The following is a 20,597-nucleotide window of genomic DNA, read 5'->3' on the forward strand; positions in this document are numbered from 1 at the left end:
GCCCCGCTCCCCGCGGGGCCGCCCTTCGGCGTGCCCGGCCCGGTCTCCCACCCCCGGAACATCACAGTCGTACGACCAAACATGCCTGAATGCGGGTGATTTGCCCGTGATGGACCAGAGCGCCGCCACCGCGACCAGCCCCCGTCGTTCTAATCTGACGACTGTCATATCCCTGCGGCCACCCAGGATGGATCCTCATGTCAGCGGCACCGCCTGACAACGACGTGCTGTGGGCCCGAGGGATCGTCAAGTCCCATGACGGCACCCCCGCCCTGCGCGGCATCTCGATCGGCGTCCGCGAGGGCGAGGTGCTCGCCGTCACCGGCCCGCGCGGCTCCGGCAAGAGCACCCTGCTCGGCTGCCTCTCCGCGCAGCTCCCGGTCGACGAGGGGGAGGTCTGGTTCAACAGCGCCCCCGTGCACACCCTCGCCCGGGCCGGCCGCGAACGGCTGCGCCGCGACCGCTTCGGCTTCGTCGGCTCCGAGCCCCACCTGGTGCCCGAACTGACCGCCCGGGAGAACGTCGCGCTGCCGCTGCTGCTCGCCGGGGCCGGCAACAAGGCCGCCTACACCGCCGCCGACGAGTGGCTGGAACGCCTCGACGTCGGCGACTGCGCCCGGCTGCGGCCCGAACACCTGCTCCAGAGCCAGCGCCAGCGGGTCGCCGTCGCCCGCGCCCTGGCCCCGCTGCCCCCCGTCGTCTTCGCCGACGACCCCACCGCCCCGCTGCACCGCGAGGCCGCCGACCAGGTCATGCGGATACTGACCAGCGCGGCCCGGTCCCACCAGCTCACCCTCGTCCTGGCCACCCACGACCCCGAGCTCGTCCGGTTCGCGGACCGCGCCGTCGCCCTCGTCGACGGACGGCTCACCGCCCCCGCCGCACCCGTCCCCCGCGGCATCACCACCCCCGGGGCCGCCGGAGCGCCCGCCGTCACGGCCACCCGCCGCTGAAAGGGTCGACGTGTTCTACCTCCGTCTGGCCCGGGGCTACCGGGTGCCCGACCTCGGCCGCTGGCTGCTCACCGCAGCGGCCGCCGCCGTGGTCGCCGCCTTCCTGCTGCGCTCCCTCGGCCGGGCGATGAGCGAGCAGATCGGCGGCGCCGACCCGCTGGTCCGGCTGCTCTGGTGCCTGCCCCCGCTCGCCGCCCTCGCCTGGTTCGCGGCCGTCGCCGCCCGCGCGGTGCCCGCCCGCCGGCCCGAGCGGATCGCCGGCCTCACCGCCGCCGGGGCCGGATCCCGCCGCATCCGGACGCTGATCGCCGGCGAGGTCGCACTCGCCTGCACCCTCGGCAGCGTGCTGACCCTGCTGCTCTTCCTGGTGCTGCGCAACGACGTCGCCGGCCCGGCGCTCGCCGCCGACCTCGGCATGGGCGTGCCGCTGCCGCCCGCCGCGCCCCTCGCCCTGCTCACCCTGGTCCCGCTCACCGCCGCCGGCGCCGCCGCCTGCGCGGTCTCCGTCACCGACACCCTGCCCGGCGGCCGCACCCCCGTCCCGACCGGCTTCGGCGTCTGGCGGATCGCCCTGGCGACCGGGCTGGGCGTCATCGGCGCCGCGCTCGAACTCATCGCCCTGCGGCCCGGAGCCGCCGTCGACGGCCGTCCGATCCACCTGCCCGCCGGGCTCGGCTCCACCAGCACCGCCGCCCTCTTCGGCTGGGCCGCCAGCGCGCTCGGCCTCGCGCTGCTCACCGGCCCGCTGCTGGCCTGGGCCGGGCGGCTGCTCGCCGTCGGGCGGCCCACCCCGCTGCGGCTGCTGGCCGGGCGCGGCCTCACCGCCCAGGCCCGCCGGCTCGGCGCGCCGCTGGCCGTGCTCACCCTCGCCGTCGCGCTGGTGCTCACCACCGTCCGCTACTGGATCGGCACGCCCGACAGCGCCGACGCGCTGCCCGCCGTCGAGGCCTGCCTGGTCCTCGGCTGCGCGGCCGCCGCGGTGGTCAACCGGCTCGCCGAGGTCCGCACCGACCGCCGCGCGGTCACCCACGCGCTGCTGCGCCTCGGCACCTCGCCCCGACTGCTGTTCGGCGCGGTCGCGCTGCGCACCCTCGCGGTGGGCAGCACGCTGCTGCTGACCGGCGGGGCGACCGCCGCACTGGCGGCCGCCGGACTCCGGTAGCGGTCTCCCGGAACGGGCCTCAGCCCGCCGCGGCGAGCTGGCCGCAGGCGCCGTCGATCTCCTGGCCACGGGTGTCGCGGACGGTCGTCGGCACGCCGTGCGACTGGAGGCGGCGGACGAACTCGCGCTCGTCCTCCGGCCGGGAGGCCGTCCACTTGGACCCGGGGGTCGGGTTCAGCGGGATCAGGTTGACGTGCACCCGACGGTTCTTGATCAGCCGGCCGAGCAGGTCCGCCCGCCAGGCCTGGTCGTTGATGTCCTTGATCAGCGCGTACTCGATGGAGATCCGGCGGCCGGACTTCTCCGCGTAGTTCCACGCCGCGTCCAGCACCTCGGCGACCTTCCAGCGGGTGTTCACCGGCACCAGCTCGTCGCGCAGCTCGTCGTCCGGGGCGTGCAGCGACAGCGCCAGACGGCAGCTGAGGCCCTCGTCGGCGAAGCGGTGCATCGCCGGGACGAGACCGACGGTGGAGACCGTGATGCCGCGCTGGGACAGGCCGAAACCGTCCGGCGCCGGGTCCGTCAGCCGGCGGATCGACGCCAGCACCCGGTTGTAGTTGGCCAGCGGCTCGCCCATACCCATGAAGACCACGTTGGACAGCCGCGCCTCGCCGCCCGGGATCTCCCCGGTCTTGAGCGCGCGCATCCCGGCGGCGATCTGCTCGACGATCTCGGCGGTGGACAGGTTGCGGGTCAGACCGGCCTGGCCGGTGGCGCAGAACGGGCAGTTCATGCCGCAGCCGGCCTGCGAACTGATGCACATGGTGACCCGGTCCGGGTAGCGCATCAGCACGGACTCCACGAGCGTGCCGTCGAAGAGCTTCCAGAGCGTCTTGCGGGTGGCGTCGTCGTCGCAGGAGACGTGCCGGACCACCGACATCAGCTCGGGCAGCAGGCTCCCGGTGAGCTTCTCCCGGCTGGCGGCGGGGATGTCCGTCCAGCTCGCCGGGTCGTTCGACATCCGGCCGAAGTAGTGGTTGGAGAGCTGCTTGGCGCGGAACGGCTGCTCGCCCAGCTCGGCGACGGCCTCCTTGCGCTCGGCGGGGCTCAGGTCGGCGAGGTGTCGCGGGGGCTTTGCGCCGCGCGGCGCGACAAAGGTGAGTTCTCCGGGCTTAGGCATGGTTGTTCCAGTGTCGCAGACGCGCGAGGGCCCCGGACGCCAGGCGTCCGGGGCCCTCCCTGGTACGTCTCGTACGCGCCGGTCAGCTGCCGACGAACGCGGCCAGCAGCAGCCAGACCACCGGGGCGGTCGGCAGGAGCGAGTCCAGCCGGTCCATGATGCCGCCGTGGCCGGGCAGCAGCGTGCCCATGTCCTTGATCCCGAGGTCCCGCTTGATCATCGACTCGCCCAGGTCGCCCAGGGTCGCGGTGACCGCCGCGCAGCCGCCCAGGATCAGGCCCTGCCACCAGCTGCCGCCGTCGATCATCAGCTGCATCAGCAGCGCGCCCGCCAGCATCGACAGCGCGATGCCGCCGGCCAGGCCCTCGCGGGTCTTGCCCGGGCTGATCGTCGGGGCCAGCTTGGTCTTCCCGAACTTGTAGCCCACCGCGTACGCGCCGGTGTCGCTGCAGATCGTCACGATCAGGAAGAGCACGATCCGCTGGGGGCCGTCGTCGGCCGCCAGCATCATCGCCACGAAGGTGGCCAGGAACGGCACGTAGAAGGCCGTGAACACGCCTGCCGTTATGTCCCGCAGGTAGTCCTCCGGCGGCTCGGCCATCCGCCAGACCATCACCGCCAGCCCGGTCAGCGCCAGCGCGGCGGCCGCCCACTGGATGCCGGACCAGTAACCGGTGGCGACCATGGCGACGCCGCCCACGACCAGCGGGATCAGCGGCGCCTTGATCTGCTTGCACTCGGAGAGCCGGCTGGTCAGCTCCCAGACGCCGACCGCGACCGCGGCCATCACGACGACCAGGAACAGCGCCTTCACCACGAACAGCGAGGCGACGATCACCGCCCCCAGGCCGACGCCCACGCCTATGGCGGCCTGGAGGTTACGGCCACCGCGCTGCTTGCGCGGCTGCGGCTGCGGGGCGGACTGGGCGGCCACGGGTGTCTCCTGCCCTGGGTGGGACGACGGCACGAAGTGGGGCTGCCCGGCCGCCAAGTGGTTCGCCGGCGGCGCGGGATGCACCGGTGCCCCCGGGTGCGGCGGGGTGCCGCGGCCGGGGGCGGGAGGGACGTCGTCGGATATCGCGCGCAGCACGACCGTCTCCGTCACGCCCGTCGGCGCCGGCTCGGGCTGGTCCTCCCGGAACAGCGGGCCGTTCAGCCGGCCGGACTCCCTGCCCTGCCCCTCGGCGGGCCCGGCCGGGCCACCGGTGGCGGGCCGGCCGTGGGCCGGGGGCCGACCGTGGACGGCGGACCGGCCGTGGGCGGGCGCGCCGGGCGGCGGACCGGGCTCGGCCGGCACGGGAGGCATGACCTGAGTCTCCTCCGCGTCGCCGCCCCAGTACACCGGAGGCTGCTGCGACTGATCCGAACGGAGGCCCGGCGCCCCGTGGGCGACGCCCGGCGCGCCCGGGGGCACGGCGTGGCCGCCCGGGTGGCCGGGGTGTCCCTGGGCCGGCGCCGGCTGCGCGCCGTACCCCGGCACCGGATGGGCCGGGGTACGGGCGGCCTGCGGGTGCGGCGCCGGATGGTGGGGCTGGAACTGCTGGTCGGACGGGCCCCAGTAGCCGGGGGCGTCAGGGGCGTCGTTCATCAGACCTCGAGCAGCTCGGCTTCCTTGTGCTTCAGCAGCTCGTCGACCTGGGCCACGTACTTGGCCGTGGTGTCGTCGAGCTCCTTCTCGGCGCGGCGGCCGTCGTCCTCGCCGACCTCGCCGTCCTTCACCAGCTTGTCGATGGCGTCCTTGGCCTTGCGGCGCACCGCGCGGATCGACACCTTGGCGTCCTCGCCCTTGGTGCGGGCGATCTTGATGAACTCCCGGCGGCGCTCCTCGGTCAGCTCGGGCAGCACCACGCGGATGATCGAGCCGTCGTTGGACGGGTTGACGCCCAGGTCGGAGTCGCGGATCGCCTGCTCGATGGCCTTCAGCGCGGTCTTGTCGAACGGCGAGACGACCGCCATCCGCGGCTCCGGCACCGAGAAGGAGGCCAGCTGGTTGATCGGCGTCACGGCGCCGTAGTACTCCGCGACGATCTTGGCGAACATCGCCGGGTGCGCACGGCCGGTGCGGATGGCCGCGAGGTCGTCCTTGGCGACGCCGACGGCCTTCTCCATCTTCTCCTCGGCCTCGAGGAGGGTCTCTTCGATCACTGTGGTCTCCCTGTCCGGTTCATCTGCTGTTGTCCCGACCGGTGTCGGCGCGGTGGCCGGTCCCGGCGTCGGCGCCGTCCAGTACGGCTGGTTGCTGCTCAGGCCCGGACAGAATCCTGGCTGATGAGTGTGCCGATCTTCTCACTCTTCACCGCGCGCGCGATATTGCCCTCCGCCAGCAGTTCGAAGACCAGCATCGGAAGGTTGTTGTCCTTGCACAGCGTGATCGCGGTGAGGTCGGCGACCTTGAGGTCGCGCGCGATGACCTCGGAGTACTCCAGCGCGTCGAACTTGACCGCGTCCGGGTTCGTCCGCGGGTCGGAGTCGTACACGCCGTCCACGCCGTTCTTGCCCATCAGCAGGACGTCGGCGTGGATCTCCAGGGCGCGCTGGACGGCCGTGGTGTCGGTGGAGAAGTACGGCATGCCCATACCGGCGCCGAAGATCACCACACGGCCCTTCTCCAGGTGCCGGACGGCCCGCAGCGGCAGGTACGGCTCGGCGACCTGGCCCATGGTGATGGCGGTCTGGACCCGGGTCTCGATGCCCTCCTTGACCAGGAAGTCCTGCAGCGCCAGGCAGTTCATGACGGTGCCGAGCATGCCCATGTAGTCGGAGCGGGCCCGGTCCATGCCGCGGACCTGGAGCTCGGCGCCCCGGAAGAAGTTGCCGCCGCCGATGACCACCGCGACCTCGGTACCGGCACGGACGACGGTGGCGATCTCCCGGGCGATCGCGTGCACGACGTCCGGGTCGACGCCGAGCCCGCCGCCACCGGCGAAGGCTTCACCGGACAGCTTGAGCAGCACCCGGCGGCGCGAGCCGTGCCTGGGGTCCTGCGCGGTCTCCTGCGTCTCCTGCATGGACTTCTCCTTTTTGCACCTACTGGTCACAGGCGCGGGTGTGCGGATGCCCCGCCTGCGCGTACACGAGAGGAGGCCACTGCCGCGGGAACCGGTTCGGTGTCCTGCACGGCAATGGCCTCCTCGTCGTTCATGGTGCCGACGCGAGCCCGCCCGTTGGGGATAGGCGCGGGGTGAGCCCGTTCGGCGTTCCTCCCGCCCCGATCAGCGGGCGGGGGCGGTTCCCAGCGTAAAGGGGCCGGGGACCAGGTGGAACGTGGCTCAGGCGCCGACGCGGAAACGCGCGAAGCGCTTGAGGGTGACGCCGTTCTCCTCGAGGACCTTGGCGACGGTCTTCTTGTTGTCCTTCGCGAAGGCCTGCTCCAGGACGGAGAACTCCTTCACGAAGCCGGTGACGCGACCCTCGACGATCTTCGGCAGGGCGGCCTCCGGCTTGCCCTCCTCGCGAGCGGTGGCCTCGGCGACGCGACGCTCGTTCTCGATGTCCTCGGCCGGGATGTCCTCGCGGGACAGGTACTTCGGGGCGAAGGCGGCGATGTGCTGCGCGACGTCCTTGGCGACCTCGGCGTTCTCCTTGTCCAGCTCGACCAGGACGCCGACGGCCGGCGGCAGGTCGGGGCTGGTCTTGTGCAGGTAGACCGCGACGAAGCCGTCACCGTCGAACTGGGCGAAGCGGCGGAAGACGATCTTCTCGCCCAGGGTCGCGTTGGCCTCGTCCACGAACTGCTGGACGGTCTTGCCGGCCTCGATCTCGGAGGCCAGGGCGGCGTCCAGGTCGGCCGGGGCGGTCTTGGCGACGTGGGCGGCGATGGCGTCGGCGACCTTGACGAAGTTGTCACCCTTGGCGACGAAGTCGGTCTCGCAGTTCAGCTCGACCAGGACGCCGGACTTCTTGTCCTCGGCGATCAGCGCGGCGACGGCGCCGTTGGAGGCGTCGCGGCCCTCGCGCTTGGCGACGCCCTTCTGGCCCTTGATGCGCAGGAGCTCGACGGCCTTCTCGACGTTGCCCTCGGCCTCGTCCAGGGCCTTCTTGCAGTCCATCATGCCGGCGCCGGTGAGCTCACGGAGCTTCTTGACGTCCGCGGCGGTGAAGTTCGCCATGGTGTGAATCTCTTCTCGCGTCTCGCGTGTCTGCGTGGAGTGACGCCGGGACCGATGGTCCGGTCCCGGCGCGGGAGAGAGGGGCACCCGCCGGCTTCGTACCGGCGGGTGCCCCTCACCCTTGGTACGTCAGGCCTGCTCGGCCGGCGCCTCGGCCGCGGGGGCCTCCTCGGCGGGCGCCTCGGCGGCGGGGGCCTCGGCGGCGGCGGGGGCCTCCTCGGCCTTCTTCTCGCCCTCGATGAGGTCCTTCTCCCAGGCGGCCAGCGGCTGGTCGGCACCCGGCTCGGCCTTGGCGTCGCCCTTGGCGACACCGGCGCGGGACTTGAGACCCTCGGCCACGGCGTCGGCGATCACGCGGGTCAGCAGGGTGACGGAGCGGATCGCGTCGTCGTTGCCCGGGATCTTGTAGTCGACCTCGTCCGGGTCACAGTTGGTGTCGAGGATGGCGACGACCGGGATGTTGAGCTTCCGGGCCTCGCCGACCGCGATGTGCTCCTTCTTGGTGTCCACGATCCAGACGGCGCTGGGAACGCGCTGCATGTCGCGGATACCGCCGAGGGTCTTCTCCAGCTTGTCGTGCTCGCGCTGGAGGACCAGGAGCTCCTTCTTGGTCAGGCCGGAACCGGCCACGTCCGAGAAGTCCAGCTCGCCGAGCTCCTTCAGGCGCTGGAGGCGCTTGTAGACGGTCGAGAAGTTGGTCAGCATGCCGCCGAGCCAGCGCTGGTTCACGTAGGGCATGCCCACGCGGGTGGCCTGCTCGGCGATGGCCTCCTGGGCCTGCTTCTTCGTGCCGACGAAGAGGACGCTGCCGCCGTGGGCAACGGTCTCCTTGATGAACTCGAAGGCGCGGTCGATGTAGTTCAGCGACTGCAGGAGGTCGATGATGTAGATGCCGTTGCGCTCGGTGATGATGAAGCGCTTCATCTTCGGGTTCCAGCGGCGGGTCTGGTGACCGAAGTGGACGCCGCTCTCCAGCAGCTCCCGCATCGTGACGACGGCCATTGCCGTGCTCCTTGGTGTTACGGCCCGGCGGCGGCACTGCCTCGCAGCGATCGCCCACAGCCGGGTCAGGCTCGGTTTGTCCGTGGCGGCCAGGTGACAGCCACGCCTGACGCCCCGAACGTGCCGAGCCGCTTGAACCCTCCCGGCCCGGGGGCCGGTCGAGCTCGGCGGACCGAGCGGCACTCGCACCTGGCGGGGCTGCGGACGAACCGCGTCCGACCGCCGGTGGCGGGGCGTGCGAAGTCGACCCGGCGGACCGGGTCGCGTGTGAAGTGTACGGGAAGCGCCGAGGCGCGAGCGACTCCACAAGTGGCCGGGGGCCCGCCGAAGAGCTGGGGGGAGCCCGGAGAACGGCCGGGGTGGGCGGGTTTCGGTGGGGGTGCGGCGGGGTCCCGGTAGCGGGTGCGGCGGGGTCGGTGCGGGGCCGGGCCGGGGTCCCCGGGCCGCTGCGGGAGCGGAGCCGGGGGTGGGCGTGCGGCAGGGCGCGGGGGTGGGGTGCGAGCGGGGGGCGGGGGGTGCGAGCGGGGGCGGGCGCGATGGCGGGTGCGGGCTCGTCGGCTGCGGGCCCGGGGGCGGGTGCGGGCTCGGGTCCGGCGGCGGCCGGCACGCGGTCCGTCAGCGGCGGGCCGCTTGTACACCGGATGGTGGCGTTCGTACACCCGTCAGGGGGATGGCGGTCGGGCGCGAGGACGGTTTGTCCACAGGAATCCGAATGCGGGTGGTGCTGGGGACACCGGGCGGCGAGCCTGCGGGCATGACTGGTCGCGGGTGGTTCGGCGGGGTGTCCGTGGTGGTGAAGGTGATGACGGTGGTGCTCGTGGTCGTGCTCGCGCTCGGGCCGTCGGGGGCTTTCGGCGCCGTCGGCGTCTCGGGGGCTTCGGGCGCCGTCGGGGATTCGGGCGCCGTCGGAGCGTCGGGACGCACGGGTGCGGCCGACCTCCCGGGCTCGGCCGGCGGGGCCGGGTGGGGTGGAGCGCGCGCCTGGCCGGTGGGCGGGCCGGGCGGGGTGCTGGGCCGCTTCGAGCCGCCGGCGAAGGTCTGGGCCGCCGGGCACCGGGGGGTGGATCTCGCCGCCGAGCCGGGGGTGGAGGTCCGGACGGCGGCTCCCGGAGTGGTCGCCTTCTCCGGGCTGGTGGCAGGGCGGCCGGTGGTGACCGTCGCCCATCCCGGCTCGGGCTCTCCCCCGCTGCGGACCACCTACCTGCCCGTCACCGGCACCGTCCCGGTCGGCACCCCGGTGGCCGCCGGACAGCCGATCGGGCTGCTCGCTCCGGACGGGCGCCACTGCGCCGGGCGGGACTGCCTGCACTGGGGGCTGCTGCGCGGAAGCCGCTACCTGGACCCGCTGGCCCTGTTCGGCGCGGGCACGGCGCGACTGCTGCCGTTGAGAGGCGCGGACGGGTAGGACCGGGGCCGAGATCAGGCTCGGGACCGGCCAGGTTCAGGTTCAGGTTCAGGTGCCGGTTCCGGGGTGGACGAGTCCGTGCAGCACCATCGCGACGGCGGCGTCGGCGATCTCCTCGGGGCTCTCGGTCGCACAGCCGGTGCGGCCTCCGCCCGTGGCCTGCTCGGCCCTGCGGGTCGCCGCCTCCACGACGCCCTGGACCAGGGCCGCGGCGAGCCGGGGCTGCGCGTGGCCGAGGTCCTCCAGTGTCCGGCCGACCAGACCGGCCAGCCTGCCGTGCGCGGCCCTGATCCGCTCGCGCGCGGCCTCGTCGAGCTCCAGTGCCGAGATCGCCACCACCGCCCGGTGCCGGGGGTCGGCGGCCAGCGCCAGCTGGCCGCGGACGTAGGCCTCGATCCGCTCGACGGCGGTGTCGCAGCTCTCCATCCCGGCCTTGATCTCGGCCGCCCAGAGCGGGAGGTCCACCTCGCAGAGCGCCTCGACCACGGCGGCGCGGGAGCGGAAGTACTCGTAGACCGAGGAGCGCGCCAGCCCGGTGCGCGTCGCGAGTGCGGGGAAGGTCAGGGCCTCCATGCCACCCTCGGCGAGCAGGATGCGGGCAGCATCGAGAAGCGCTGCGCGCTGGAGCTGGCGATGCTCGGCCACCGTGGCCGCTCGGATCTTCGGCACGCTCCCACTCTACGGAGCCATACCTCCGGCCGGTACGGCGCCGCGCATCGGGAAGATGCCCGGGCCCCACGAGCGGCTTCCGGCGGCCAGGTGTCGACGCCCGGGCGCCGGCGCCCTATCGGATGTCCGACAGCTTGGCGCGCAGCTGGAGGACGGACTTGGTGTGGATCTGGCTCACCCGGCTCTCCGTCACCCCCAGCACCTGTCCGATCTCGGCGAGGGTGAGGCCCTCGTAGTAGTAGAGCGTCACCACCGTCTTCTCCCGCTCGGGGAGGGTGTTGACCGCCTGGGCGAGCAGCCTGCGCAGTTCGCGGTCCTCGGCCACCTCGACCGGGTTGTCCGCGCCGTGGTCCTCCAGGGTGTCCATCAGGCTCAGCCGGTCGCCGCCCTCCCCCACCGGGTGCAGCAGTTCGTCCAGCGCCACCACGTTGGCCAGCGACAGCTGGCTGAAGATGGCGTGCAGGTCCTCGATCGCGATGCCCATCTCGGCCGCGACCTCCGGCTCGTGCGGCGTCCGGCGCAGCCGGGCCTCCAGCGTCGCGTACGTCCGCTCGACCGCCTTCGCCTTCTGCCGTACCGAGCGCGGGATCCAGTCCAGGGCACGCAGTTCGTCGATGATCGCGCCGCGGATGCGGCTGATCGCATAGGTCTCGAACTTGATGGCGCGGCCGATGTCGAACTTCTCGATCGCGTCGATCAGCCCGAAGACCCCCGAGGAGACGAAGTCCGCCTGTTCCACGTTGGAGGGCAGACCGACCCCGACCCGCCCCGCCACGTACTTGACGAGCGGTGAGTAGTGCAGGATCAGCTGCTCGCGCAGCCGCTGGTCCCCGCTCTCCTTGTAGGAGCGCCAGAGTTCCTCGAGCGCGGTGCGGCCCTGGGTCGCGGCCTCCCGGGCGTCCTGCCCCTGGTCTCCGCCTGCCGCCCTCTCCCGGCGGGGCGGCGACACCGGCGAGGCGAAGGCCGGGGAGGCGGCGCTTCCGCCCGACGCACTACCGGGCGACCGGGGCGCGCCGGCCACTACCGCGCCGGGGGGCACCCCGGCGGGTGCACCGGCGGGCGCGCCGGCGGAGCCTGCCGTGTCCGCGCCCTGGACCGGCTCGGCACCCCGGGCCGCGTCCGTAGGCTGGGGCGCCACCGCCGGCCGCCCGCCCTGGCGCGACAGGCCTCCCATCGTCCCCGCCGACTTGGCCGGGAAGTCGGGCACGGGGCGCCTCTCGGTCCGCGGCCCTCCCGAGGACCGAGCGCCACCGGTCACTCTGTGTCCGGGAATGTGTGTGGGCATGCGTTGGTCTGCGCCGTTCTGCCGAGTCATGTGCTGATAGGGAAGGCATGTGGAGCGTAGCGTGACCAACTCACTGCAAAGCGCTACCGCCACTCGGTCGTCCCCCGATCCGGTGGCGTTCGCACACCGGATCCGGGCGACGAACAGGAGAACGGATCGGCAGGTCAGCAGGGCGGCTCCGACGTGCGTTCCCTCGACGCGAGCGCGTTCTCCGTTCCGGCGATCACCTCCTGCGCACCACGCGCCAGTGCGCGCCGTGCCGCTCCACGTAGCCGAGCGAGCCCAACTCGTAGAGCCGTTGAAGGACCTCGTCCGGCGGGAGACCGGACTGCCGGGCCAGTCGCTCGACCGGGGCGCCCTCCGGCGTTGCCGGCACGGCTTCCAGCACCCGGGCGACCGCCGGCTCCAGCAGGTCGCGCGGGAGCACCGGACCGCTGCGCTGCGGTGCCAGGTCGTCCCCGATCGCCCCGATCAGCTCGGTGATCTCGGCCGCGTCGGTGACCAGGACGGCGGCGCCGCTGCGGATCAGGGCGTGCACCCCGGCGGAGAAGGCCGAGGTCACCGGGCCCGCGACGCCCATGGTGTGACGGTTGAGGTCCCGCGCCCGTCTGGCCGTGCTCAGGGCGCCGCTGCGCACCGCCGCCTCGACCACCACGGTTCCCCGGGTGAGCGCCGCGATGACCCTGTTGCGCAGGACGAAGCGGAAGCGGTTCGGGTGCTCCCCGGGCGGGAGTTCACTGACCAGCAGACCCTGGACGCCGATCCGCCGGATCAGTTCGGCGTTGCCCTTGGGGTAGGCCACGTCGACGCCGCAGGCGAGCACGGCGGCGGTCATTCCGCCGACCGCGAGTGCCCCGCGGTGTGCGGCCGCGTCGATCCCGTAGGCCGCTCCGGAGACCACCGTCCAGCCGCGCTCCGCCAGTTGGGCCGACAGCTCCCCCGCGACGTGGGCGCCGTAGGCGGTGCAGGCGCGGGAGCCCACCAGCGCGACCGAGCGGAGCGCGAGCAGCCGCAGCGAGCCGGTACCCGCCACCCAGAGCCCGACCGGACGTCCGTCACCCAGGTCGTCGAGTTGGCTGGGCCACTCTGTGTCCCCCGGAATGATGAACCGTCCGCCGACGTCCCGTACCCGTTTCAGGTCCATCTCCGGGTCCAGGCCCGGGAGCCGCGCCTGGTACCCGGCCAGTCGGGTGGCGTCCAGTCCGGGATGGTCGGGCACCGTCCCGTCCCGGATCGCCTTGACCACGTCGACGGCGGAGAGTTGGCCGAGCCACCGGCCGACCACCGCGTCCCCCGGTTCGCTGAGCCGGCCGATCAGCACCCGGGCGAGGCGCTCGGGCTCGGGCCCGTCGTTGGTTGCGGCACCGGCCCCGGCCTCGGCCGCGCCGGGAATTCGAGGTTGCCTCAGCAGCTGGTTCATGCCTCACCCTTCTGGTTCCGCGAACGGTCGTCGAGCGCCCCGGGCGTCCCGGGCGTCGCTGGCGTCCTGGGCGGCGCGGACCAGCCGTCCTCCGGACTGTCGCGCTGTGCCGGGATTCCGCCGAGCTGGCCGAGGGCCCGCTCGGCCAGCGGGAGTCCGTGCTCCACGCCGGTGCGCAGGACCAGCGCGGTGCGCACGTCCCGCTGGTCCGGCCGGTCGCGTCCGGCGAGGTCGGCGACCGTCCAGGCGACCCGGAGTACCCGGTCCAGGCCCCGGGCGGTCAGCAGCCCCCGCTCCAACTGCCGCGCGACGTCGTTGAGCGCGCCGGGCCCGAGCTGCCAGCGGGTGCGCAGTTCGTGGCCCGGCACCTCCGCGTTGGTCCGCCACGGGGTGTCCGCCAACCGGGCCGCCGCCCGCTCACGCGCGGCCAGCACTCTGGCCGCGACGGTCTCGGTGGTCTCCGCCGTGGTGTCCCGTTCCATGAGCTCGACCCTGGTCACCGGGGCCACCTGGACCTGGAGGTCGACCCGGTCCAGCAGCGGCCCGGAGAGCCGCCCCTGATAGCGGCTGACCATGGCCGGGGTGCACTCGCAGCCCTCGCCCCGCCGCGAGTACCGGCCGCACGGACAGGGGTTGGCCGCCAGGCAGAGCAGGAAGCGGGCCGGGAGCCGCAACGAGCCGGCCGAACGGGCGATCACCACCTCGCCCGCTTCCAGCGGCTGGCGCAGCGCGTCGAGCACCCGGACCGGGAACTCCGGCGCCTCGTCCAGGAAGAGCACGCCCCGGTGGGCCAACGAGACCGCCCCCGGTCTCGGCAGACCGCTGCCGCCACCGACGATGGCCGGCATCGTCGTGGAGTGGTGCGGAGCGCAGTAGGGCGCGGTGTCGATCAGTGGACGCCCGGCCGGGAGCAGCCCGGCCACCGAGTGGACGGCGGTGACCTCCAGTGCCTCCTTCTGGGTCAGCGGCGGGAGCAGCGAGGGCAGCCGCTCCGCCAGCATCGTCTTGCCCGCCCCCGGTGGGCCCTTCAGGTAGAGGTGGTGGCCTCCGGCGGCGGCGATCTCCAGGGCCCGCCGGGCCTCGTACTGGCCGGCCACATCGGCCATGTCGAGCCGGGCCGCGCGGTCGTCGGGCAGGCCCCGCACCCCCGCGCTGGGCAGCATCAGACCGGCCATCAGCGGATCCGGCCGGCCGCCGATCGGGTCGGGCGGCTCCTCCGGGGTTTCCGCGCCGGTCAGGGTGGCGACGAGCTGGCGCAGGCTGCGGACGCCGATCACCGTCACCCCGGGAACGAGCGAGGCCTCGGGCGCGGTCTGCTCGGCGACCACGACCCGCTCGTACCCCGCGTCGGCGGCGGCCAGCACCGACGGCAGCACTCCCCTGACCGGCCGCACCCGGCCGTCCAGCCCCAGCTCGCCGATGATCAGCAGGTCGGCGATGGCGGCGGGGTCGAGCCGTTCCGCGGCGGCCAGCACGGCGCAGGCGACCGCGAGGTCGAAGCCGCTGCCGCTCTTGGGCACCGAGGCGGGGCTGAGGCCGACCGTCAGCTTGCGCTGTGGCCAGGCCTCGCCGCTGTTCACGACCGCGGCACGGACCCGGTCGCGGGCCTCGGTGAGCGCCTTGTCGGGAAGGCCGACCAGGGTGAACGCCGCCACCCCGGGCTCCAGATCGGCCTGGACCTCGACGATCACTCCGTCGACGCCGACCAGCGCGACGGAACAGGTACGGGCGAAGGCCATCTCAGACCACCCCCCGCAGATGGTCGACCAGGGCCGCACCCCGCGCCCGGTTGACCACCGCGACCAGGTCGATCCGCACCCCGCCCGGTGGGGCGGGCGGCCATTGCGGATCGGTGGGCCCCGGGTCGTAGCCGGGCCCGGCCAACTCCGCGAAGTGACCGGGCCAGCGCTCGGCCATCCAGCGCTCGGCCAGGCGCTGCAGTCGGGCGGCCTTGGCCCGGTCGATGGCCTCGGTGGGCTGCTGGAACCCCCGCTCGGAGCGGGTCTTCACCTCGCAGACCGCCACGGTGTCGCCGTCGAGGGCGACGATGTCCAGCTCGCCCTCGACGCAACGCCAGTTGCGGTCCAGGATGCGGAGCCCGGCCTCGGTGAGGCGGCGGGCGGCGACCCGCTCCCCGTAGCGGCCGAGCCCGTTCTTGGTGCTGCGCTCCGGGATCGCCCGCGGGGTCTTCCCGGCTGCGGCCGTGTCCGGTACGGCCTGGTCCTGCACGACGGTGTGCTGCATGGTGACCACCTCCGCCGAGGAGGCTGCACCAAGGCGCGCGCCGAGGCCCGGGAATTCCCTGCCCCTGTGGATAACCCGGGCCTGTGGACAACTTTTGTCACCCGCAGGAGTGAGAAGCCCCGTTCCTCCCGAAATCGGCTGGACAACGCGGGACGGAGTCGTTCAACGTCAGTTCCCGAAGCCGGACTCGTCCGAGGGCAGCTCCAGGTCGCTCTTCGCGAGTTCCTCGATGTTCACGTCCTTGAAGGTCAGCACCCGGACCTTGCGGACGAACCGGGCCGGCCGGTACATGTCCCAGACCCACGCATCCGCCATCGACACCTCGAAGAACACCTCGCCCTGGACCGAGTGCACCTGCAGCTCGTAGTCGTTGGTGAGGTAGAACCGTCGCTCGGTCTCGATCACGTACTTGAACAGGCCGACGACGTCCCGGTACTCCCGGTAGAGCTTGAGCTCCATCTCGGTCTCGTACTTCTCGAGATCTTCGGCACTCATCCAGGCGTCCCCTCAACTTGTCACGTCCACCCATTGTGGACCACCGCACCCACGGTCAGAGCCGTACCGGATCCACCGGCGGGCCCTCGGCCAGCAGCCGCTCCAGGAAGTCCGCCAGACCGGGCGGATAGACCGTCTCGGCGGTCCCCCTCAGTTCCTCGACCGTCCACCAGCGCGCCGCGAGCAACTGGGCGTGCTCGTCGGCGCCCATGCCCGAGTGGTCCAGCCCCGTCTCCGTGGTCCGGGCCAGGTGGAACCACTGCTCCTGCTCGTAGCGCTGTCCCTGAAAGGAGAACGACACCGTGCCGTACGCCACCAAGGGCCCCAGGTCCACACCCCGCAAGCCGGTCTCCTCGGCGAGCTCCCGCTCGGCGGCCCCGCGCACGTCCTCCCCCGGCTCCAAGCCGCCTCCGGGCGTGAACCACCACGTCTCCCCCGGGGTGGCCGGATCGGCCCCCAGGAAGAGGAGGATGCGGTCCAGCCCGTCCAGCAGCAGGATCCGCGCCGCCCTGCGGCGCCGTGCTGTCATGGCAGCGCTCCACGCTCCTTCCGTCCGCATCGGTGGCGCTACCGATCCTGCCACCCGACGCGGCCGTCCGGGGCGATGTTCGGCAGAGCGGCCCGCCGGGCGACGGTCCCGCTCAGGCGCCGCGCCCCCGGAGCCGGCGGGCCAGACCCGCCACCCCGCCCACCACCGAGGTCACGAGGATCAGCGCCGCGCCCGCAACAGCGGCGGCGGCGAAGGGCCCCAGCGGCCCCGGCTGCGAGGCCTTCGGGCCCGCGAAGCCGTCGAAGTCCGTGACCCGGCCGAGCAGGCCCATGCGGCCGAAGGGCAGCACCGTGGCCTCGACCCTGGCCTCGACGGCCTCGGCCGGGACGGTCCCGTCGTCGACCTCCAGGTGGGTGCGGGAGTCGAGCGAGCCCATCCGGTTGTCGCCGAGCAGGAACAGCCGGCCCTGCGGCACCGTGCCGCTGAACGAAGCGCCCTGGCGGCCCTGTGTCGCGAGGTAGGGCTCGTCCACCGGCTGCCCGTTGACCGTCAGCCGGTAATCGGCCCCGGTGGTGGCGACGGTGTCCCCGCCGACCGCGACCACCCGCTTGACCATGAGCTCACCGCCCCAGGCCTGGTCCCGGAAGACCACCACGTCGCCCCGCCCGATGTCGCCGCCGCCGACCTTGCGGGCGAGCACGGTGTCCCCGGCGCGCAGGGTCGGGTGCATCGAGGCGGTGGGGATCTTGTACGGCCGGTAGTCGATCGCGATCAGGGCGAAGCCGCCGACCATCAGCACCAGCCCCAGCGCCAGGGCGACGCCCTGGAGCACCGCGGCGGCCCCGCGGCGCCCACGGGCGGGTACCGGAGGGCGGTCGACCGTCTGCTCCACGACACTGCTCATCGACACCGTCCACCTCTGGCCGACCGGAGAACACCACTGGCACGCCGGAGGCACGGGCGGAAAAGCCGACGGGCCGTGGCACGTCCGAGCAGATTACTCGTCGGTACCACGGCCCGCGCAAGAGCCGGGGCCAACCCGGCGGAACACGATCCGGTGGAGCTCAGGACTCCTTGCGGTGCTCCGCCCGGCCCCGCACCCGACGGACCAGCGGGAGCAGGGCGACGGCCCCCACCGCACCGGCCACGGGGGGCGCCATCGGCGCGGCCGCCGCCAGGCCCTTCTGGTCGAAGGTGTCCGGCACCGGCAGCGTGGACCAGTGGCTGATCGGCCAGGCCACCACGAACGCGCGCCCGATCACGTTGTCCACCGGGACGGTGCCGCCACCCGGCTGGTCCATGTGGAAACGGGAGTCCAGCGAGTTGGCGCGGTGGTCACCCATCACCCAGATCCGGTCCTTGGGCACCTTGACCGGGCCGAAGGGGTGGTCGCCGCAGGGGGTGTTGCCCTGGTAGACGTACGGCTCGTTGAGGGCGACACCGTTGACCTTGACCGGCCCCTCGCCCTCGCACTCGACGGTGTCCCCGCCGACCGCGATGACCCGCTTGATCAGGTCCTTCTCGTTGGCGGAGGGCATCAGACCGACGAAGCTGAGCACGTCCTGCACGCCCCGGAGGAAGGCGTTGCTGCTCTGCTGGGTCGGCTCGTCGCTCAGCCAGCCGCCCGGGTCGTGGAACACCACGACCTCACCGCGCTCGGGCTCGGCCCCGAACCACGGGGTCAGCTTGTCCACCAGGACGCGGTCGCCGACCTGCAGCGTGTTCTGCATCGATTCCGACGGAATGGAGAACGCCTGGACGAAGAACGTCTTGATCACCAGCGCGAGGATCAGCGCGATGCCGACCAGGATCGGCAGTTCCTTCCAGAACGAACGCGGCTTGCGCGGCTTGGAGGGAGCCTCCGACTCCGATCCGTCCGCGGGCTCGGCCCCCGCGTGCGAGGAGTCCGGGGAGTCCTCCGAGCCGGCACCCTGCCCGTCAGCGGTCTGCGCCGCCGCGTCCTCGACCGAGGCCGAGGAGGCCGCGGACTCGGCGGACCGGTCCGCCCGACGACCTGGGCCCTCGGGCTCTCCGGCGCCTGATCGGGCGCCGATCACCAAATCCCCCACAACGTCTCCTCCCTGCTGTGCGGACGCCCGCGCGCCCGCGCTCAGAGTGCCGCACAGCGGGCACCACGCTCACCACGACCATGAACGCCTCAGGGCTGCCCACCGCGGACTCCCCCGACACCAGCACGGCCTCGGCACACGACCGGGACCACTCCCGGCCGCACCTGCACTTCTCTATCACTCCCAGGCATCCGGCTCGCGGTCCCACACGCGAGGCCCGTCCGGTCGACGGCCGGCGCTGCTCACTCCGGAGGCCGCCCCGACCTGCGCGCGACGAACGGAAGGATGCCCAACACACCCATAACGAGCGGGGGTTCCACAGGAACCGGCCCAACGCCCACCGACTCCGCGGCAGTTCCGCCGGCCTGCGGCATCCGGGCGAGAGAGGAGAGTGAACCTGGCGCATCGAGTTGATGGAAGCGGTCCAGCGGCCAGGCGATCACGAACGCGCGGCCGACCACGTCGCTCAACGGGACCGTTCCCTGGCCCGGATTGCCCATGTGGAAACGGGAGTCGGCGGAGACGTCCCGGTGGTCGCCCATGACCCACAGCCGTCCCTGTGGCACCTGCACCTTGAAGGTCTGCCGGGACGGCGGGTTGCCGGGCGCGAGGTAGGACTCCTCCACCGGACGACCGTTGACACTGAGGCGCCCCTGTGCGTCGCAGCACTCGACGGTGTCCCCGCCGACGCCGATCACCCGCTTGATCAGGTCCTGCTCGTTGTCGGAGGGCAGCAGTCCGACGAAGGTCAGCACCTGTTTGGCCCCGCCCAGCACCGGGCCGTCGCCGGACGGCTTCCGGTCGCGCTCCAGCCAGCCGCCCGGGTCCTTGAACACCACGATGTCGCCGCGCTGCGGCTCACTGCCGAACCAGGGGGTCAGCTTGTCGACCAGTACCCGGTCCCCGATCTGGATGGTCTGCTCCATCGAGCCCGAGGGGATCACGAACACCTGGATCAGGAAGGTCTTCATCACCAGCGCCACCAGCAGGGCCACCAGGACGATCAGCGGCACCTCGCGCACCAGCGAGCGCTTGCGCCGACCGGCCGCCTTGCGGGCACTGCGACGGCGCTCGGCCCGACCGCGTGTCGGCGGGGCACCGGTCGGCCCCGATCCGGCGCCGCCGTCCTGCCCCGGTCCCGCGGTCGCCGCTCCCCCGGCGGCCGGACGGTCGGCGAGCCGTCCCCTACCCCTGGTCCCCATGACCACCCGTCCCCGCAGTCGGGGCGAAGGCCGCGGGCCGGTCCAGGCCGGTCCAGTGCGAGAACGGGTAGACCACCCAGTCCGCCCTGCCGATCACCTTCGCCTCGGGTACGAAGCCGCCGCCGGGCTCGCCGAGGTGGTCGCGGGAGTCCCGGGAGGCGCTGCGGTGATCACCCATCACCCACAGCTTGCCGGCGGGCACGACGATGTCGAAGGCCACGCTCGACGGGTCGTCGCCCGGGGACAGGTAGGAGGTCTCGTCGATCGACACGCCGTTGACGGTGATCGGCGCGCCCGGGCCGGTGCTGGTCACCCGGTCCCCGCCAACGCCGATCACGCGCTTGACGTAGACCGTGTTCCCGGCCGGGGCCAGACCGAGGTCCTGGGCGAACGAGCGCAGGCCGTCCCAGAAGCCGGGCGGCTTCGCCGACTCCCGGAGGAAGGAGCCCGTCCCGTCGAAGACCACGACGTCGCCCCGGCGGGGGTGGCCGCCGAAGGCGTAGGCGAGCTGGTTCGCGACCAGCCGGTCGCCCGGGCGCAGGGTCTCCTCCATCGACCCGGAGGGCACCGAGAACGGACGCGCGACGAAGGCGTTCACCAGCAGCAGGGCTGTCAGGCAGATCCCGGCCACCAGCAGCAGGTCGCGCGAACGCGAGTGCCCCGGCTCCTCGTCCTGCTCCGGGCCGTCGTCTCCGCAGCCGCCCGTCCGCTCCCCGACGCGTTCAGGGCCCTCGACCTGCTCCGGTACCTCAGTGCGCTCCGGTACCTCGGCATGCTCCGGCCCGCCGGTGGCCGCCGGGCCGTCCACACCATCCGCCGCGGCACCCCCGTCGTCGACCCCGGCGGAACCGCTCCCGGAAACGACCGCGGACCGCGACAGCGAGTCCGCACCGGTGGGTGCGGGACTGCCGTCGCGGTCCGCGGGTGGTTCGTGCGTGCTCATCGGGGGGTGAGCTTACCTTGCGGTCGTTC

19 protein-coding genes and 1 pseudogene are annotated in these 20,597 nt (G+C 73.1%); 3 read left to right on the plus strand and 17 right to left on the minus strand.

Annotated elements, in window-relative coordinates; genetic code table 11:
- Positions 1-197 precede the first annotated feature (197 nt).
- Together ACFWJ4_RS14415 and ACFWJ4_RS14420 are read left to right on the plus strand one after the other, a co-directional pair.
- Positions 198-953 (plus strand): ABC transporter ATP-binding protein, encoded by a 756-nt coding sequence (locus ACFWJ4_RS14415; protein ID WP_380543353.1) that lies wholly within the window; start codon positions 198-200, stop codon positions 951-953.
- A 10-nt stretch (positions 954-963) separates the two neighbouring features.
- The gene (locus tag ACFWJ4_RS14420) at positions 964-2,115 is read left to right on the plus strand and encodes a hypothetical protein (RefSeq protein WP_380543356.1); all 1,152 of its coding nucleotides are present in this window, start codon (positions 964-966) and stop codon (positions 2,113-2,115) included.
- A 19-nt stretch (positions 2,116-2,134) separates the two neighbouring features.
- On the opposite strand, the gene rlmN is transcribed toward ACFWJ4_RS14420, so the two are convergent.
- The 6 genes from rlmN to rpsB all read right to left on the minus strand — a co-directional run bounded on the left by rlmN (position 2,135) and on the right by rpsB (position 8,346).
- Complete coding sequence (gene rlmN, locus ACFWJ4_RS14425) at positions 2,135-3,235, minus strand: 23S rRNA (adenine(2503)-C(2))-methyltransferase RlmN (RefSeq protein WP_359900630.1); 1,101 nt, start codon at positions 3,233-3,235, stop codon at positions 2,135-2,137.
- A gap of 82 nt (positions 3,236-3,317) precedes the next feature.
- Positions 3,318-4,823, minus strand: a complete 1,506-nt coding sequence (locus ACFWJ4_RS14430; protein ID WP_380543359.1) for a phosphatidate cytidylyltransferase — start codon at positions 4,821-4,823, stop codon at positions 3,318-3,320.
- Positions 4,823-5,380 carry a ribosome recycling factor gene (gene frr / locus ACFWJ4_RS14435; RefSeq protein ID WP_359900627.1) on the minus strand — a complete coding sequence of 186 codons (558 nt, stop codon included), beginning with the start codon at positions 5,378-5,380 and terminating at the stop codon, positions 4,823-4,825. Before frr ends, ACFWJ4_RS14430 begins: the two co-directional genes overlap by 1 nt.
- Positions 5,381-5,478: 98 nt before the next feature.
- A complete protein-coding gene (gene pyrH, locus ACFWJ4_RS14440) occupies positions 5,479-6,243 on the minus strand; it encodes a UMP kinase (RefSeq protein WP_380543362.1) in 765 nt (254 codons plus the stop codon).
- 261 nt (positions 6,244-6,504) lie between these two features.
- Positions 6,505-7,344 carry a translation elongation factor Ts gene (gene tsf, locus ACFWJ4_RS14445; RefSeq protein ID WP_189923571.1) on the minus strand — a complete coding sequence of 280 codons (840 nt, stop codon included), beginning with the start codon at positions 7,342-7,344 and terminating at the stop codon, positions 6,505-6,507.
- Positions 7,345-7,473: 129 nt separating this feature from the next.
- On the minus strand, positions 7,474-8,346 hold the full coding sequence (gene rpsB / locus ACFWJ4_RS14450) for a 30S ribosomal protein S2 (protein ID WP_359900624.1): 873 nt from the start codon (positions 8,344-8,346) through the stop codon (positions 7,474-7,476).
- Positions 8,347-9,100: 754 nt separating this feature from the next.
- Here rpsB and ACFWJ4_RS14455 point away from each other — a divergent pair.
- Positions 9,101-9,751, plus strand: coding sequence for a peptidoglycan DD-metalloendopeptidase family protein (locus tag ACFWJ4_RS14455; RefSeq protein WP_380543365.1), 651 nt, complete (start codon positions 9,101-9,103; stop codon positions 9,749-9,751).
- Between the two features lie 48 nt (positions 9,752-9,799).
- Here ACFWJ4_RS14455 and ACFWJ4_RS14460 read toward each other — a convergent pair whose 3' ends face one another.
- The 11 genes and pseudogenes from ACFWJ4_RS14460 to lepB (ACFWJ4_RS14510) form a co-directional block, all read right to left on the minus strand.
- On the minus strand, positions 9,800-10,396 hold the full coding sequence (locus ACFWJ4_RS14460) for a TetR/AcrR family transcriptional regulator (protein ID WP_380543472.1): 597 nt from the start codon (positions 10,394-10,396) through the stop codon (positions 9,800-9,802).
- A gap of 139 nt (positions 10,397-10,535) precedes the next feature.
- Positions 10,536-11,331 (minus strand): annotated as a pseudogene (gene whiG / locus ACFWJ4_RS14465) (RNA polymerase sigma factor WhiG); the annotation flags it as partial.
- A 597-nt stretch (positions 11,332-11,928) separates the two neighbouring features.
- Complete coding sequence (gene dprA / locus ACFWJ4_RS14470) at positions 11,929-13,125, minus strand: DNA-processing protein DprA (protein WP_380543368.1); 1,197 nt, start codon at positions 13,123-13,125, stop codon at positions 11,929-11,931.
- On the minus strand, positions 13,122-14,864 hold the full coding sequence (locus tag ACFWJ4_RS14475; RefSeq protein ID WP_380543371.1) for a YifB family Mg chelatase-like AAA ATPase: 1,743 nt from the start codon (positions 14,862-14,864) through the stop codon (positions 13,122-13,124). Before ACFWJ4_RS14475 ends, dprA begins: the two co-directional genes overlap by 4 nt.
- Before the next feature lies 1 nt (position 14,865).
- Positions 14,866-15,369, minus strand: a complete 504-nt coding sequence (locus tag ACFWJ4_RS14480; RefSeq protein ID WP_380543374.1) for a YraN family protein — start codon at positions 15,367-15,369, stop codon at positions 14,866-14,868.
- 168 nt (positions 15,370-15,537) lie between these two features.
- Positions 15,538-15,864, minus strand: coding sequence for a DUF2469 domain-containing protein (locus ACFWJ4_RS14485; protein ID WP_030056781.1), 327 nt, complete (start codon positions 15,862-15,864; stop codon positions 15,538-15,540).
- Between the two features lie 55 nt (positions 15,865-15,919).
- Positions 15,920-16,393, minus strand: a complete 474-nt coding sequence (locus ACFWJ4_RS14490) for an NUDIX hydrolase (RefSeq protein ID WP_380543377.1) — start codon at positions 16,391-16,393, stop codon at positions 15,920-15,922.
- 112 nt (positions 16,394-16,505) lie between these two features.
- Positions 16,506-17,258, minus strand: a complete 753-nt coding sequence (gene lepB / locus ACFWJ4_RS14495; protein WP_380543380.1) for a signal peptidase I — start codon at positions 17,256-17,258, stop codon at positions 16,506-16,508.
- 160 nt (positions 17,259-17,418) lie between these two features.
- Positions 17,419-18,423 carry a signal peptidase I gene (gene lepB / locus ACFWJ4_RS14500; RefSeq protein WP_380543383.1) on the minus strand — a complete coding sequence of 335 codons (1,005 nt, stop codon included), beginning with the start codon at positions 18,421-18,423 and terminating at the stop codon, positions 17,419-17,421.
- 242 nt (positions 18,424-18,665) lie between these two features.
- Positions 18,666-19,625, minus strand: coding sequence for a signal peptidase I (lepB, locus tag ACFWJ4_RS14505; RefSeq protein ID WP_380543386.1), 960 nt, complete (start codon positions 19,623-19,625; stop codon positions 18,666-18,668).
- Positions 19,609-20,568 (minus strand): signal peptidase I, encoded by a 960-nt coding sequence (lepB, locus tag ACFWJ4_RS14510; RefSeq protein ID WP_380543389.1) that lies wholly within the window; start codon positions 20,566-20,568, stop codon positions 19,609-19,611. Before lepB (ACFWJ4_RS14510) ends, lepB (ACFWJ4_RS14505) begins: the two co-directional genes overlap by 17 nt.
- Positions 20,569-20,597: the final 29 nt, after the last annotated feature.

Origin of the sequence: Kitasatospora sp. NPDC127067, from assembly GCF_042724755.1 — a bacterium.
Lineage (GTDB): Bacteria > Actinomycetota > Actinomycetes > Streptomycetales > Streptomycetaceae > Kitasatospora > Kitasatospora lactacystinica.